The 13,995-nt window shown below is 71.4% G+C and carries 14 protein-coding genes and 1 pseudogene; 10 read left to right on the plus strand and 5 right to left on the minus strand.

Annotated features, from left to right (window positions below; all coding sequences use genetic code 11):
* Together RH94_RS00275 and RH94_RS00280 are read right to left on the minus strand one after the other, a co-directional pair.
* Positions 1-552 (minus strand): pyridoxamine 5'-phosphate oxidase family protein (locus RH94_RS00275; protein ID WP_073945668.1); only part of this gene is annotated, 552 nt, incomplete at its 3' end.
* Positions 553-677: 125 nt separating this feature from the next.
* Positions 678-1,118, minus strand: a pseudogene (locus RH94_RS00280) (hypothetical protein); the annotation flags it as partial.
* Positions 1,119-1,343: 225 nt separating this feature from the next.
* On the opposite strand from RH94_RS00280, the gene RH94_RS00285 reads away from it, so the two are divergent.
* The 5 genes from RH94_RS00285 to RH94_RS00305 all read left to right on the plus strand — a co-directional run bounded on the left by RH94_RS00285 (position 1,344) and on the right by RH94_RS00305 (position 7,289).
* Positions 1,344-2,537 (plus strand): argininosuccinate synthase, encoded by a 1,194-nt coding sequence (locus RH94_RS00285; protein ID WP_073945670.1) that lies wholly within the window; start codon positions 1,344-1,346, stop codon positions 2,535-2,537.
* A gap of 102 nt (positions 2,538-2,639) precedes the next feature.
* Positions 2,640-4,067 (plus strand): argininosuccinate lyase, encoded by a 1,428-nt coding sequence (argH, locus tag RH94_RS00290; protein ID WP_073945671.1) that lies wholly within the window; start codon positions 2,640-2,642, stop codon positions 4,065-4,067.
* Between the two features lie 74 nt (positions 4,068-4,141).
* Entirely contained in the window at positions 4,142-5,113 is a 972-nt protein-coding gene (locus tag RH94_RS00295) for an aldo/keto reductase (protein WP_073945672.1), read from the plus strand.
* Positions 5,114-5,200: 87 nt separating this feature from the next.
* The gene (locus tag RH94_RS00300; protein ID WP_073945673.1) at positions 5,201-5,806 is read left to right on the plus strand and encodes a TetR/AcrR family transcriptional regulator; all 606 of its coding nucleotides are present in this window, start codon (positions 5,201-5,203) and stop codon (positions 5,804-5,806) included.
* Positions 5,778-7,289 (plus strand): MFS transporter, encoded by a 1,512-nt coding sequence (locus RH94_RS00305; RefSeq protein ID WP_073945674.1) that lies wholly within the window; start codon positions 5,778-5,780, stop codon positions 7,287-7,289. The genes RH94_RS00300 and RH94_RS00305 overlap by 29 nt, the downstream gene beginning before the upstream one ends.
* A gap of 10 nt (positions 7,290-7,299) precedes the next feature.
* On the opposite strand, the gene RH94_RS00310 is transcribed toward RH94_RS00305, so the two are convergent.
* On the minus strand, positions 7,300-7,971 hold the full coding sequence (locus tag RH94_RS00310) for a lysophospholipid acyltransferase family protein (protein ID WP_073945675.1): 672 nt from the start codon (positions 7,969-7,971) through the stop codon (positions 7,300-7,302).
* A 420-nt stretch (positions 7,972-8,391) separates the two neighbouring features.
* Here RH94_RS00310 and RH94_RS00315 point away from each other — a divergent pair, with 420 nt between their 5' ends.
* The 3 genes from RH94_RS00315 (at position 8,392) to RH94_RS00325 (ending at position 10,709) form a co-directional block, all read left to right on the plus strand.
* The gene (locus RH94_RS00315; RefSeq protein WP_073945676.1) at positions 8,392-9,585 is read left to right on the plus strand and encodes a glycerophosphodiester phosphodiesterase; all 1,194 of its coding nucleotides are present in this window, start codon (positions 8,392-8,394) and stop codon (positions 9,583-9,585) included.
* Positions 9,586-9,659: 74 nt separating this feature from the next.
* Positions 9,660-10,166, plus strand: a complete 507-nt coding sequence (locus tag RH94_RS00320) for an RNA polymerase sigma factor (RefSeq protein WP_073945698.1) — start codon at positions 9,660-9,662, stop codon at positions 10,164-10,166.
* A gap of 45 nt (positions 10,167-10,211) precedes the next feature.
* Positions 10,212-10,709 (plus strand): GNAT family N-acetyltransferase, encoded by a 498-nt coding sequence (locus RH94_RS00325; RefSeq protein ID WP_073945677.1) that lies wholly within the window; start codon positions 10,212-10,214, stop codon positions 10,707-10,709.
* 155 nt (positions 10,710-10,864) lie between these two features.
* On the opposite strand, the gene RH94_RS00330 is transcribed toward RH94_RS00325, so the two are convergent.
* On the minus strand, positions 10,865-11,296 hold the full coding sequence (locus RH94_RS00330) for a hypothetical protein (protein ID WP_073945678.1): 432 nt from the start codon (positions 11,294-11,296) through the stop codon (positions 10,865-10,867).
* A gap of 1 nt (position 11,297) precedes the next feature.
* Complete coding sequence (locus RH94_RS00335; RefSeq protein WP_073945679.1) at positions 11,298-11,657, minus strand: hypothetical protein; 360 nt, start codon at positions 11,655-11,657, stop codon at positions 11,298-11,300.
* Between the two features lie 592 nt (positions 11,658-12,249).
* On the opposite strand from RH94_RS00335, the gene RH94_RS00340 reads away from it, so the two are divergent.
* The gene (locus tag RH94_RS00340; RefSeq protein ID WP_073945680.1) at positions 12,250-13,296 is read left to right on the plus strand and encodes a methionine ABC transporter ATP-binding protein; all 1,047 of its coding nucleotides are present in this window, start codon (positions 12,250-12,252) and stop codon (positions 13,294-13,296) included.
* A partial coding sequence (locus RH94_RS00345) for a methionine ABC transporter permease (protein ID WP_143203932.1) occupies positions 13,293-13,995 on the plus strand: 703 nt, incomplete at its 3' end. The genes RH94_RS00340 and RH94_RS00345, both read left to right, overlap by 4 nt.

Genomic DNA, 13,995 nt, shown 5'->3' on the forward strand with positions numbered 1-13,995 from the left:
GGGCAGGCCGTCCAGGCTGGTGGCCACGTGCTCCTTCTTGGTGAAGTACGCGTTCAGCGAGGCGTCGTCCTCGCGCGCGAAGCGCTTGCCGTGCAGGTCGCGGTCCGCCTCGTACGCCATGAAGGGCACCGCGTATCCGCAGGTGTCCCGGATCAGTTCGGCGCGCACGACGATGATCGCGCGCAGTCCGTGCGAGGCCGGGTCGATGCCGGGGAAGCGGCTGAGGAGGTCCTTGAAGCGCGGGTCGTCGCGGAAGACCGGCTCGCCCCTGCCGTGGACGCGGACGATGTTGGGCGGCCCCTGGAAGGCGCACCACATGAGGGTGATCCGGCCGTTCTCGCGCAGGTGCGCGATCGTCTCCGCGTTGGACCCGGCGAAGTCCAGGTAGGCCACGGTGTGCTCGTCGAGCACCGCGAAGGAACCTTTCAGCCCCTTGAGGGAGAGGTTGACCGTGCCGTCGCCGGACAGCGGGGCGGTCGCGGTGAAGAAGAGGGGCTGCTCCTCGATGAACGTGCGCAGCCTGCCGTCTATGCGCTCATAGGTCTTTCCCATGCCTGACGATTGTTCCGGCATTCCTTTCGGCTGTCTAAAGAATTGCGCGATCCGCTCGACCCGCCGCGGCCGCCCCGGCCGGCGCTTGTTCGGGGCGGCCACGGCTGCCTGTCACCTCACTTGGTGAGCGTGCAGGCGGCCAGGGAGTCCAGTCCCTGCGGCTTGGCGGCCGTACGGCCGATCGCCGTCGCCATCCGGTTGATCGTGGCCACGCGCTTGTCCTTGAGGGGGCCGAGGATGGCGTTCTGCACGAAGTTGGGGCCGCCCTGTCCGACGGTGTTCCGCAGGCGGGTGTTGGCCTCCTGGATCTGGGTGTCGAGCAGGGCGAGGTTGCGGTCGATCTCGGCCCGGGCGGAGGCGGGAACCGCGGGGAGCTGGGACCTGACGTCCGGGCACGTGATCGTGCCGGGGCTCGCCAGGGTCCGGGCGTTCTGGGCGCCGCCCTGCTGGGACGTCTCCCCGGCCAGCGCGGAACCGGCGACGACCGCACCGGACAGCACCACTGCGGCCGCGCCGCCGATGAACGCGACGCGGCGCCTGTCGTACTTCGGAAGGGCCCTGGACATACGGATGCCTCACTCGGATCGGGGGTGTCTGTCATGGCGAACGCGGCGCCTGCGTTCTGCGAGAGATACGGGAAAGCGGTTGCCCTCGTTCAAGGGGCGGTGGGGGAATTTCGCAGGCACCTTGCGGAACCCGCGGCGCCACGCCGCACCCCGCCCGGGATTGACGAACCATGCAGAGTTCTGCATACTCATGCATGTCAGCGAATGCAGTGTGAGGAGAAACCCGTGACCGAGCGCGTCGTACTCGCCTACTCGGGCGGTCTGGACACCTCCGTCGCCATCGGCTGGATCGCCGAGGAGACGGGCGCCGAGGTCATCGCCGTTGCGGTCGACGTCGGCCAGGGCGGCGAGGACCTGGACGTCATCCGCAAGCGGGCGCTCGCCTGCGGTGCCGTCGAGGCCGAGGTCGCCGACGCCAAGGACGAGTTCGCCGACGAGTACTGCCTCCCGGCGATCAAGGCCAACGCCCTCTACATGGACCGCTACCCGCTGGTCTCCGCCCTGTCCCGGCCCACGATCGTCAAGCACCTGGTCGCCGCCGCCAAGAAGCACGGCGCCACCACCGTCGCCCACGGCTGCACCGGCAAGGGCAACGACCAGGTCCGCTTCGAGGCCGGCATCGTCGCCCTCGCCCCCGACCTGAAGTGCATCGCCCCGGTCCGTGACTACGCGATGACCCGGGACAAGGCCATCGCGTTCTGCGAGGAGAAGAACCTCCCGATCGCGACCACCAAGAAGTCCCCGTACTCCATCGACCAGAACGTCTTCGGCCGCGCCGTGGAGACCGGCTTCCTCGAGGACATCTGGAACGCGCCGATCGAGGACATCTACGAGTACACCCAGAACCCGGCCGCCTCCCGCGGGCCCGACGAGGTGGTCATCACCTTCAAGGAGGGCGTCCCGGTCGCCATCGACGGCAAGCCCGTCACCGTCCTGCAGGCCATCCAGCAGCTCAACGAGCGCGCCGGCGCCCAGGGCGTCGGCCGGATCGACATGGTCGAGGACCGCCTCGTCGGCATCAAGTCCCGCGAGGTGTACGAGGCTCCGGGCGCGATCGCCCTGATCACCGCCCACCAGGAGCTGGAGAACGTCACCGTCGAGCGCGAACTCGCCCGCTACAAGCGGCAGGTCGAGCAGCGCTGGGGCGAGCTCGTCTACGACGGCCTGTGGTTCTCCCCGCTCAAGCGCGCCCTGGACGGCTTCATCAACGAGGCCAACCAGCACGTCTCCGGCGACATCCGGATGACCCTGCACGGCGGTCGCGCGGTCGTCACCGGCCGGCGCTCGCAGGAGTCGCTGTACGACTTCAACCTCGCCACGTACGACACCGGCGACACCTTCGACCAGTCCGCGGCCAAGGGCTTCATCGACATCTACAGCCTGTCGTCGAAGATCGCGGCCAAGCGCGACCTGGCGTAACGCCCTGACGATCCCCTCACACGCATCAGCCTGACAGCCGCCTCCTCACTCACCGGAAGTGGGGAGGCGGCCGCACACCGCCATCTTCCGAGGAGCAACGCAGTGAGCAGCAACAGCGGTGACGTACGGCTCTGGGGCGGCCGTTTCGCCGACGGTCCCGCCGAGGCCCTGGCGAAGCTGTCCGCGTCCGTCCACTTCGACTGGCGGCTCGCGCCCTACGACATCGCCGGCTCCCGCGCCCACGCGCGCGTGCTGCACACGGCGGGCCTGCTCACCGAGGACGAGCTCCAGCGCATGCTGGCCGGGCTCGACCGGCTCGAGGCGGACGTGGCCTCGGGCGACTTCACCGGCACCATCGCCGACGAGGACGTGCACACCGCCCTGGAGCGCGGCCTGCTCGAGCGCCTCGGCCCCGACCTCGGCGGCAAGCTGCGCGCCGGCCGGTCCCGCAACGACCAGGTCGCCACCCTCTTCCGCATGTACCTGCGCGACCACGCCCGGATCATCGGCGGCCTGATCGCCGACCTCCAGGGCGCGCTGATCGGCCTCGCGGAGGCCCACCCGGACGTGGCCATGCCCGGCCGCACCCACCTCCAGCACGCCCAGCCCGTCCTCTTCGCCCACCACGTCCTCGCGCACGTCCAGTCCCTGACGCGGGACGCCGAGCGGCTGCGCCAGTGGGACGAGCGGACGGCGGTGTCGCCGTACGGCTCCGGGGCGCTGGCGGGCAGCAGCCTCGGCCTGGACCCGGAGGCGGTGGCGCGGGACCTCGGCTTCGAGCACGGCAGCGCCGGCAACTCCATCGACGGCACGGCCTCCCGGGACTTCGTCGCCGAGTTCGCCTTCATCACCGCGATGATCGGCGTGAACCTCTCCCGCATCGCCGAGGAGATCATCATCTGGAACACGAAGGAGTTCTCCTTCGTGACCCTGCACGACGCCTTCTCGACCGGCTCCTCGATCATGCCGCAGAAGAAGAACCCGGACATCGCGGAGCTGGCCCGCGGCAAGTCCGGCCGGCTGATCGGCAACCTGACGGGCCTGATGGCGACGCTGAAGGCCCTGCCCCTCGCCTACAACCGCGACCTGCAGGAGGACAAGGAGCCCGTCTTCGACTCCTGCGACCAGCTGGAGGTCCTGCTCCCCGCCTTCACCGGCATGATCGCCACCCTCACCGTCCACCGCGAGCGCATGGAGGAGCTGGCCCCGGCCGGCTTCTCGCTGGCCACCGACATCGCCGAGTGGCTGGTCAGGCGGGGCGTGCCGTTCCGGGTGGCGCACGAGGTCGCCGGCGAGTGCGTGAAGGTCGCCGAGGCCGAGGGCAAGGAGCTGGACGAGCTCACCGACGAGCAGTTCGCGAAGATCTCCGCCCACCTGACCCCCGAGGTGCGCACCGTCCTCGACGTCCCCGGCGCCCTCGCCTCCCGCAGCGGGCGCGGCGGCACCGCCCCGAGCGCGGTCGCCGTCCAGCTCGCCGAGGTCAAGGCGGACGTGGCGGCACAGCACCGGTGGGCGGACGCGAAGAAGTAGCGGTACGCACGTGGCGGGGCGTCGCGGGTTACGTTGGTCCACAGCCGTAAGGAAGCGACCGAACGGAGCCCGCGATGCCCTTCGCCCGACTGGCCTCGGCCACGACCCCCACCTGTCACATCGGCCTGGGGCTCGCCGCGGTCGGGCGGCCCGGTTACATCAACCTCGGCCGGGACCGAGACCTCCCGGCCGACCGCACCGTCGACGCCCTGCGCGAGCGCACCCGTGAACTCCTGGACGCCGCCTACGCCCAGGGCGTCCGCTACTTCGACGCCGCCCGCTCCTACGGCCGCTCCGAGGAGTTCCTGGCCGACTGGCTCAGGGCCCGCCCCGACGCCGGCGACGTGGTGATCGGCAGCAAGTGGGGCTACACCTACACGGCGGACTGGACCACCGACGCCGAGCGGCACGAGGTCAAGGACCACAGCCTCGCCGCCTACGAGCGACAGCGTGCCGAGACCGCCGCACTGCTCGGCGACCGCCTCGACCTCTACCAGATCCACTCGGTGACCCCGGACAGTCCCGCCCTCACCGACAAGGAGCTGCACGCGCGCCTCGCCGAGGCCGCCGCGCAGGGCCTCACCATCGGCTTCTCCACCAGCGGGCCCGCCCAGGCCGACGCCGTCCGGGCCGCCCTCGCCGTGACCGTCGACGGCGAGCGTCTCTTCCGTACCGTCCAGTCGACGTACAACGCCCTGGAGACCTCCGCCGGACCCGCCCTCGCCGAGGCGCACGACGCCGGACTCACGGTGATCGTCAAGGAGGGCATGGCCAACGGGCGCCTCGCCGAGCCCCACGCCCCCGAGCCCCTCAAGGCCGTCGCCCGGGAGGCGGGCCTCGGCTGCGACGCGGTCGCCCTCGCCCTGGTCCTGCGCCGCCCGTGGGCCGGAGTCGTCCTCTCCGGCGCCGCCACCCTCGGCCAGCTCGCCTCCAACCTGCACGCCCCGGCCGTGGACCTCGACGAGGACCAGCTCACCCGCCTGGACGCGCTGGCGGAGGACCCGCAGGCGTACTGGCGGCAACGCGGTCGGCTGCCCTGGCACTGAGCCCCACCGCCCCTCCTGAACACGAGAAGGTGAGACACGCGTGCCTGTGATGAGACATCAATGTCTCACATGAGGTAACGTCGTCTCATGGCTGTCGACCGTGACCACGTGCTGCGCAGCGCGGCCGCCCTGCTCACCCACAAATCCACCGCCACCCTGGACGAGGTCGCCAGAGCGGCCGGGATCAGCCGGGCCACGCTGCACCGTCATTTCGCCGGGCGGGAAGCCCTGGTCAGGGCGCTGGAAGCGCTCGGCATCGAGGAGTGCGAGGCCGCCCTCGACGCGGCCCGCCCGGAGGACGGGCCGGCCGCCGACGCCGTACGGAGGCTGGTCCGCGAGCTCGAGCCGGCCGCCGGGCTGCTCTCCTTCCTCTACACCGAGAACCAGCTGTTCGAGGGCGAGGAGCAGAACGAGGGCTGGGCCCGGATCGACGAGCGCGTCTCCGCGCTGTTCCGGCGCGGCCGGCTCAGCGGCGAGTTCCGTGTCGACCTCACCCCGGCCTGGCTCACCGAGGCGCTGTTCGGACTGATCGCCTCCGGCGCCTACGTCGTCCTGAGCGGCAAGGCCGCCCCCAAGGACTTCCACCACATGATCGTCGAGCTGATGCTCGGCGGCGCACTGCGCACGGAGGAACCGGCGCGGGAGAACCACGGAGAGAGGGACCATGACCAGCACCCTGCAGCCGGCACATGAGGAGGGGGTGGAGGAGCGCCCGGGCCGCTGGCTCGCGCTCTGCGTCCTCGTCCTGGCCGTGCTGCTGGTGGCCGTCGACGCGACCGTCCTCGGTCTCGCGACCCCCTACATCAGCGAGGACCTCAGGCCCTCCGGCACCCAGCTGCTGTGGATGGGTGACATCTACTCGTTCGTCATCGCCGGTCTGCTGGTCTCCATGGGCAGCCTCGGCGACCGCGTCGGCCGCAAGCGCATCCTGCTCGGCGGCGCCACGGCGTTCGGCGCGGTGTCCGTCCTCAACGCCTACGCCACCACACCCGAGCTGCTGATCCTGGCCCGGGCGCTGCTCGGCGTCGCCGGCGCCACCCTGATGCCCGCCACGCTCGCCCTGATCCGCAACCTCTTCCACGACCCGCGCGAGCGCAGCCTCGCCGTCGGCATCTGGGGCGCGACCGCCTCGGCCGGCACGGCGGTCGGCCCGATCGTCGGCGGACTCCTGCTGGAGCACTTCTGGTGGGGCTCGGTCTTCCTCATCAACCTGCCCGTGATGGCGGTGCTCGTCCTGGTCGGCATCCGGCTGCTGCCCGAGTCCCGCAACCCCAGTCCGGGCCCCTGGGACCTGGCCGGCGTCGTCCTGTCACTGGTCGGCACGGTCGGTGTCGTCTACGCCGTCAAGGAGGCCGCCGCGCACGGAGTCACCTGGACGGTCCTGGCCACGGGCCTGCTGGGCGCGGCCGCGCTGTACGGCTTCGTCCGCCGCCAGCTCACCCTGCCGGCCCCGCTGCTGGACATGCGGCTCTTCCGCAGCCGGGGCTTCTCCGGCGCCGTCCTGGCCGACCTGCTGACCGTGCTCGGCATGTCCGGTCTGGTGTTCTTCCTGTCCCAGTACCTGCAACTGGTGCAGGGCAGGCGGCCGTTCGAGGCGGGCCTGGCCGAAGTGCCCGCCGCCGTGGGCGCGGTGGCGGCCGGTCTGGTCGCCGGCCGGGCGGCCCGGCGCTTCTCCGTGCGGGCCGTGGTCTCCGGCGGACTGGCCGCCGTGGGCCTGGCGCTGGCCGTCCTGACCACCCTCACCCGGTCCACCGGCTACCCGCTGCTGGGCGCCGCCCTGCTGGTGGTCGGCGTCGGCGCCGGCCTCTCCTTCACGGTGACCGCGGACGTGATCCTGACCGGCGTACCCAAGGACCAGGCGGGCGCGGCCTCGGCGGTCTCCGAGACGGCGTACGAACTCGGCGCGGCCCTCGGCATCGCCCTGCTCGGCTCCATCGTGACGGCCACCTACCGGGACTTCACCGGCCCGGCGGGCACACCGCCCGCGGCCCGTGAATCCCTGGGCGGCGCGGTGGAGGCGGCGACGACCCTGCCGCCCCACACCTCCGAGGCCATGCTCCACGCGGCCCGGGACGCCTTCCTCCACGGCCTCCACCTGGCCTCGGGAGCGGGAGCGGCGGTCCTGCTGGCAACGGCGGTGGCGGCGTGGTTCCTGCTGAAGGGGCAGAGACTGTGAGGAGCGCGGGTCACGCCGCCTTCGCCTTGGTGGCGTACATGTCGACGTACTCCTGGCCGGACAGCCGCATGACCTCGGTCATCACGGAGTCCGTCACCGCCCGCAGCACATACCGGTCCCGGTCCATCCCCTCGTACCGGGAGAACTCCATCGGCTCGCCGAAGCGGACCGTGACCCGGCACGGCCGCGGCATCCCCGACCCGCCCGGCTGGATCTTGTCCGTGCCGATCATCGCGAACGGCACCACCGGCGCACCGGTCATCAGCGTCAGACGCGCGATACCGGTGCGCCCCCGGTACAGGCGGCCGTCGGGGGAGCGCGTGCCCTCGGGGTAGATGCCGAAGATGTTGCCCTCCTCCAGGATCCGGCGGCCCGTCATCAGGGCCGCGACCCCGCCCTTGCCGCCGTCGCGGTCGACCGGGATCATGCCGACCCCGGTGAAGAACCAGGCCATCAGCCGGCCCTTGAGGCCCTTGCCCGTGACGTACTCGTCCTTGCCGATGAAGAAGACCTGCCGGTCGCAGACGAGGGGCAGGATCATCGAGTCGATGAAGGTCAGGTGGTTGCCGGCCAGGATGACGGGGCCGTCGCCCGGGATGCGCTCCGCGCCCTCCACCCGTGGGCGGAACATCAGGCGCATGATCGGTCCGAGCACTGCCTTGATGAACGCGAAGCGGGACAACGGGCCCTCCGGTGTCAGAGATGTCGAGGGATTGTACGGGAGTCTGTGCAGGTGAGGACGATACTCGCGCCCCGGGCCCGATTGCACATCGGGCTCACCACGTCTTACGCACTGTTGACATACGTTTACCTGCGCGGGAGGCCCGTAGCACCTCGGTAACCCGTACGGAACGGTGTGACTGAGGTCGCTCACCGTTCTGGAGGAACGGACCGCGACGCCGGCCACTGAATCCGCCTTCCCGAGCGGGTCCGGGTCATGCCGACGGGGCGTCACCCGTCCTGCCTCTTAAGTCCGCTGTGTCCCGTACGGCTTCCGACGACATCCGGAGTCACTCCCGCGTTCGTCACGCGCTCTCCCGGTCGTCACCGGCGCGCACCTACGATCGGCGCGCGCACGACGACACGAGAGCGGGAGGCGCTCATGGGGACGCAGGAGCCGGACGAGCAGGCACGCGGGGCCGGGCGCCGGGCGGTGCTCGGGGCGGCGGTGCTGGGCGCGGGCGGAGCGGTGCTCGGGCTGCCCGGTGCGGCCGGGGCGGCGGGGTACGGCGGGGCCGCCGGAGGGCGGGGCGGCGGGCTGAAGAGCCTGCCCGTGCCGACGATCGTCGGCCACCGGGGCGCCAGCGGCTACCGGCCCGAGCACACGTTCGGCTCCTACGACCTGGCCCTGGACCTCGGCGCCCACGTCGTCGAGGCCGGCGACCTGGTGTCCACCAGGGACGGCCACCTGGTGTGCCGGCACGAGCCGGAGATCGGCGGTACCACGGACGTGGCCGACCACCCGGAGTTCGCCGGCCGCAGGACCACCAAGTCCCTCGACGGCGTCCCGACCACCGGCTGGTTCACCGAGGACTTCACCCTCGCCGAGCTGAAGAGGCTCCGCGCGGTCGAGCGCATCCCGGCCAACCGCCCGCACAGCACCCTCTACGACGGCCGCTGGGGGATCCCCACCTTCGAAGAGGTCCTGACGTGGCAGGACGAGCAGACCCGCAAGCGCGGTCGGCAGGTGTGGATCTACCCCGAGCTCAAGCATCCGACGTACTTCCGCAAGCTGGGCCTGGGCCTGGAGGAGCGGGCCGCCAAGCTGCTGCGCAAGTACGGCAAGGACAGGAAGAACTCGCCGGTCATCCTGCAGTCCTTCGAGCCGACCAGCATCCAGCGGCTGAACAAGCTCGTCGACACCCCGCTCGTCGTGCTGCTGTCGGGCGCGAACACCCGTCCCTGGGACTTCGTCGAGGCGGGCGACCCGCGCACGGTCGCCGACCTCGTCACCAAGAAGGGCCTGCGGGAGATCGCCTCCTACGCGCAGGGCATCGGCCCGACCGTCGATCTGGTCATCCCCAAGGATGCGAACGGCGACCTCACCGAGCCGAGCAGCCTCGTCCGCGACGCGCACGCCGTGGGCCTGATCCTGCACCCCTACACCGTCCGCAACGAAAACCCCTTCCTGCCGCCGAAGTTCCGCAAGGGGACCGCCGCCGACGCCTACGGTGACGTCTTCGGCCTGTTCCAGGCGTACTTCGCCACCGGCATCGACGGGATCTTCACCGACAACCCGGACACCGGACTGCTCGCCCGCGAGGACTTCCTGAGCGGCCGGCACGTCAACCGCTGAACCGCCCCACCCGCTCGGGGTGAACCCAGGCCGTCCCGGCAACCCGCTGCCGGGACGGCCGCGTCGTGCCGCACATGACCCACGACCTGCTCGTCGCCCTGCGTCCGCTGCTCGCCGCCGAGGCCTCGGCGGAGGCACACGCCTCCGGAACGGAGCCCGGCGACCTCGAACAGGCGGTCTGGCTACGGCTGCTGGAGCTCCTGGAGACGGAGGGCCTCCCGCACGATCCGCAGAGCTGGCTGCGCGGGGCCGTGCGCGGCGAGGCGAGCCGCGTCCGCCGTACGCACGGCGTCGAGCGGCCGTACGACCTGGAACCCGCCGACGACGGCGAGCGCGGTCCCGAACACCTCGCCCTGGCCTCCGTCCACCGCCGCGCCCTGCGCGCGGCGGTGCGCCGGCTGCCCGGCCGCTGTCCCCGGCTGCTGGAAGCGCTGTTGTCGCCGCGGGACCTCACCTACCGGGAGATCGCGGTGGAGTTGGGTATCCCACAGGGCGGCATCGGTCCGGAACGTTCCAGATGTCTGGGATGTCTGCGACGTTTGCTCGCGCCGGAGGTTGCGGCCCGTCGAGCGCGGGGATAGGAGTGAGGGACGGCAGGTGATCAGGTGAGCGGGAGGCATGCGCACATGGGCATGAGCGTGACCATCTCTGCGGCGGCCGAACAGGACGCGGAGCAGATCTTCAGGCTGCAGTACCTGTGCTTCCAGAGCGAGGCCGCCCTCTACGGCAACTACCGCATCGACCCGCTCGTCGAGCGTCTCGACTCGGTCCGTCAGGAGGTCGCCCGGGACTGCGTCTTCGTGGCGCGGCTCGGCGAGGAGGTGGTCGGCTCGGTGCGCGGCCGGATCACCGAGGACGGCGCGGCCTCCATCGGCATGCTCTGCGTCCACCCGCGCCTGCAGGGACACGGCATCGGCGCCCGGCTGCTGCGCGCGGCCGAGTCCGCGCTGGCCGAGGAGCGCGGCGCCACCAGGTTCCGCCTGCACACCGGCCACCGCAGCGAGGGCAACCTGCGCCTGTACCGGCGCGTCGGCTACCGGCCGGTGGGCACCTCCCGGGGAGCCGACGGCGTCCCGATGGTCGTCCTGGAGAAACAGGCCGGCACCTACGCGGCGACCGCGTAGACCGGGCCGCGGACCCAGGGCCCGCCCGGCGGACCATGCCGCGGACAAGGGACCCGGCACGCTCCCCCGAGCTCTCCGGTCAGGGAACCCCCGACGCCCCCGCCCCCCGGGCCGGCGGCCGACCGCCGATTTCCCGCCCCACGACCCGCCGCCCTCTAGACGGCTTCCGGTTGCTGCTTCCGGGACCTGCGCAGCCAGTACATGGCCGACAGCGGGAGCAGCACCGGGACGAAGACGTAGCCCATGCCGTACTTCGACCACACGGTCGCGTCGGGGAACGCGGACGGGTCGACGAGGGTCCAGGTCCCGACCGCCAGCACACCCGCGAGCTCCACCGCGCAGCACACCAGGGCCAGCCTGCGAGCCGTCTCCCCGCCGCGCACCAGCGAGTACGTGATGAAGCCGTACACCACGCCGGCGACGGCCGACAGCGAGTAGGCGAGCGGCGCCCGGTCGAACTCCGTCGCGATCTGGTAGGCCGAGCGCGACACCGCGCCGACGACCATCACGCCGTACAGCCAGACCAGCAGCATGCCCGGACCGCTGACGAGCCGAGTCCCGGCCGGCTTCTCCTCCACGGTGGTCATCTCAGCCTCCCCAGATGTCGTAGAGCCGTACCTGCAGCACGGCGAGGACGACACCACTCGCCGCGACCGTCACCGAACCCCAGCGCGTGCGCTCGGTCAGCGACATGAGCCCGGCCGCCGGAACGCACGCGAAGGCGCCCAGCAGATACGCCACGAAGATCGTCGTCCCCTGGGCCGGCTTCTCGCCCCGCGCCAGCGCCACGACCCCGATCACCAGCTGGACGAGAGCCAGCACCGAGACCACGGCCATCCCGATGAAGTGCCAGTCCTTCGTCGGCTGGTCGCGGTGGGCCGCCCAGCCGCACCAGGCGGCGAGCAGCAGCGCGGCGACGCCGGTCACCAGCGTCAGGGCATCAAGCATGCTGCGACCTTATTACGGGGCGAACACACCGCCGCGCCCGGCCCGGGCATGCGATTCCGGCCGGCCGCCCCCGGGTCCGCCGCCGTGGCGTTGGCCACAGCCCGGCGCGCCGCGTGCCCCGTCCCCGGTCTCCCCAACAGCGGTGGCAGGCCTTGTCGGTACTGGTCAAAGGTGCGAACCCCGAGGTCCGCGCCGTGCGGGCGGGGTGTCCACGTGTGTCCAACATGTGGACAGAGGTGGCCTGTCAGCACCGTAGGTCTGGTTTACTGACCGCATGACCACGACGAGCGACCGCATCCCGGCGACCGAGGCGACTGTGCCGCCCGGTGCTCGTTGCATGCGTGCTGTACGTCGAATGTGTGCCTGCTAGAGGGCCCCTGCACCAACTGAGCCTCGCGCCCCGAAGCGAGAGCCCGCTCACGTCCGCGCCCGGCCCGCCCGGAACCCGCGGCTGAGCCACGCCCCCGCGCACACGTTTCTCCCGGTTCGAGCACTTCTGCGGGAACCGTGCTGCGTTCTGGCTGTCCCCGACCATGAATGCCGTGCCCGGCGCCCAGGACGCGCCGCGCACTCGACAGTGACGGAAACCCACGTGATCACCACATCGGGCCTCACCAAGGTCTACAGTTCGCGCGGCCGCGAGATCACCGCGCTCGACGGCGTCGACCTGCACGTCCGCGAGGGCGAGGTGTACGGCGTCATCGGCCAGTCCGGCGCCGGCAAGTCCTCGCTGATCCGCTGCGTCAACCTGCTGGAGCGCCCCACCTCCGGCACGGTCACCGTCGCCGGACAGGACCTCACCGCCCTCGCCGGGCGCGGTCCCCGGGCGGGCAAGGAGCTGCGGCGGGCGCGCAGCAGGATCGGCATGGTCTTCCAGCACTTCAACCTGCTGTCCTCGCGCACCGTGCAGGACAACGTCGAGCTCCCCCTGGAGATCCTCGGCAAGTCCGGGAAGGAACGTTCCAGCAAGGCGCTCGGACTGCTCGACCTCGTCGGTCTCGCCGACAAGGCCGGGGCCTACCCCGCCCAGCTCTCCGGCGGCCAGAAGCAGCGCGTCGGCATCGCCCGCGCCCTGGCCGGCGACCCCAAGGTCCTGCTGTCCGACGAGGCCACCAGCGCCCTCGACCCGGAGACCACCCGCTCCATCCTCCAGCTGCTGCGCGACCTGAACCGGCAGCTCGGTCTGACCGTGCTGCTCATCACGCACGAGATGGACGTCGTGAAGTCGGTCTGCGACTCCGCCGCGCTCATGGAGAAGGGCCGCATCGTCGAGTCCGGCACGGTGAGCGAACTGCTCGCCACCCCGGGCTCGGAGCTGGCCGCCGCGCTCTTCCCGGTCGGCGGGGACGCCTCCGGCGAGGACCGGACCGTCGTCGACGTCACCTTCCACGGCGACAGCGCCACCCAGCCCGTCATCTCCCAGCTGGCCCGCACCTACAACATCGACATATCGATCCTCGGCGCCGCCATCGACACCGTCGGCGGCCTCCAGGTCGGCCGGATGCGCATCGAACTGCCCGGCCGCTACGAGGACAACGTGGTGCCCATCGGCTTCCTGCGCGAACAGGGTCTGCAGATCGGCGTCGTCGACCACGCCACGGCCCAGCAGCCCGTGCTGGTGAAGGAAGGTGCCAAGTGACCTGGTCCGAGATGCAGCCGCTGCTGTCCGAGGCCTGTTGGGACACCCTCTACATGGTCGGCTGGTCCACGCTCATCGCCGTCGCCGGCGGCCTTCCCCTCGGCATCCTGCTGGTCCTCACCGACCGGGGTGGGCTGCTGCAGAACGTGGTCGCCAACAAGGTGATCGGGCAGGTCGTGAACATCACCCGCTCGATGCCGTTCATCATCCTGATGGTCGCCCTGATGGGCTTCACCCGCTGGGTCACCGGTACCACGATCGGCCGCGAGGCCGCCATCGTGCCGCTGGCCATCGGCGCCATCCCCTTCTTCGCCCGGCTCGTCGAGACGGCCGTCCGCGAAGTGGACGGCGGGCTGGTCGAGGCCGTCCAGGCCATGGGCGGCAACACCTGGACCGTCGTGCGCAAGGTCCTCGTACCCGAGTCCCTGCCCTCGCTGATCTCCTCGACCACCACCACGGTCGTCGCCCTCATCGGCTACACCGCGATGGCCGGCACCGTCGGCGCCGGCGGCCTCGGCGACATCGCCATCCGCTACGGCTACCAGCGCTTCGACACCCAGCTGATGTGGATCACCGTGGCGATCCTCGCCGTGGTCATCTCGGCCATCCAGTTCGCCGGCGACGCCGCCGCCCGCGCCCTGCACCGCCGCTCCGGCCGCTCCGGCCCCGGGCCGAGGCTGCGGCTGCTGAAGGCCAAGG

Source organism: Streptomyces kebangsaanensis (assembly GCF_001906585.1).
Taxonomy (GTDB): Bacteria; Actinomycetota; Actinomycetes; order Streptomycetales; family Streptomycetaceae; genus Streptomyces; species Streptomyces kebangsaanensis.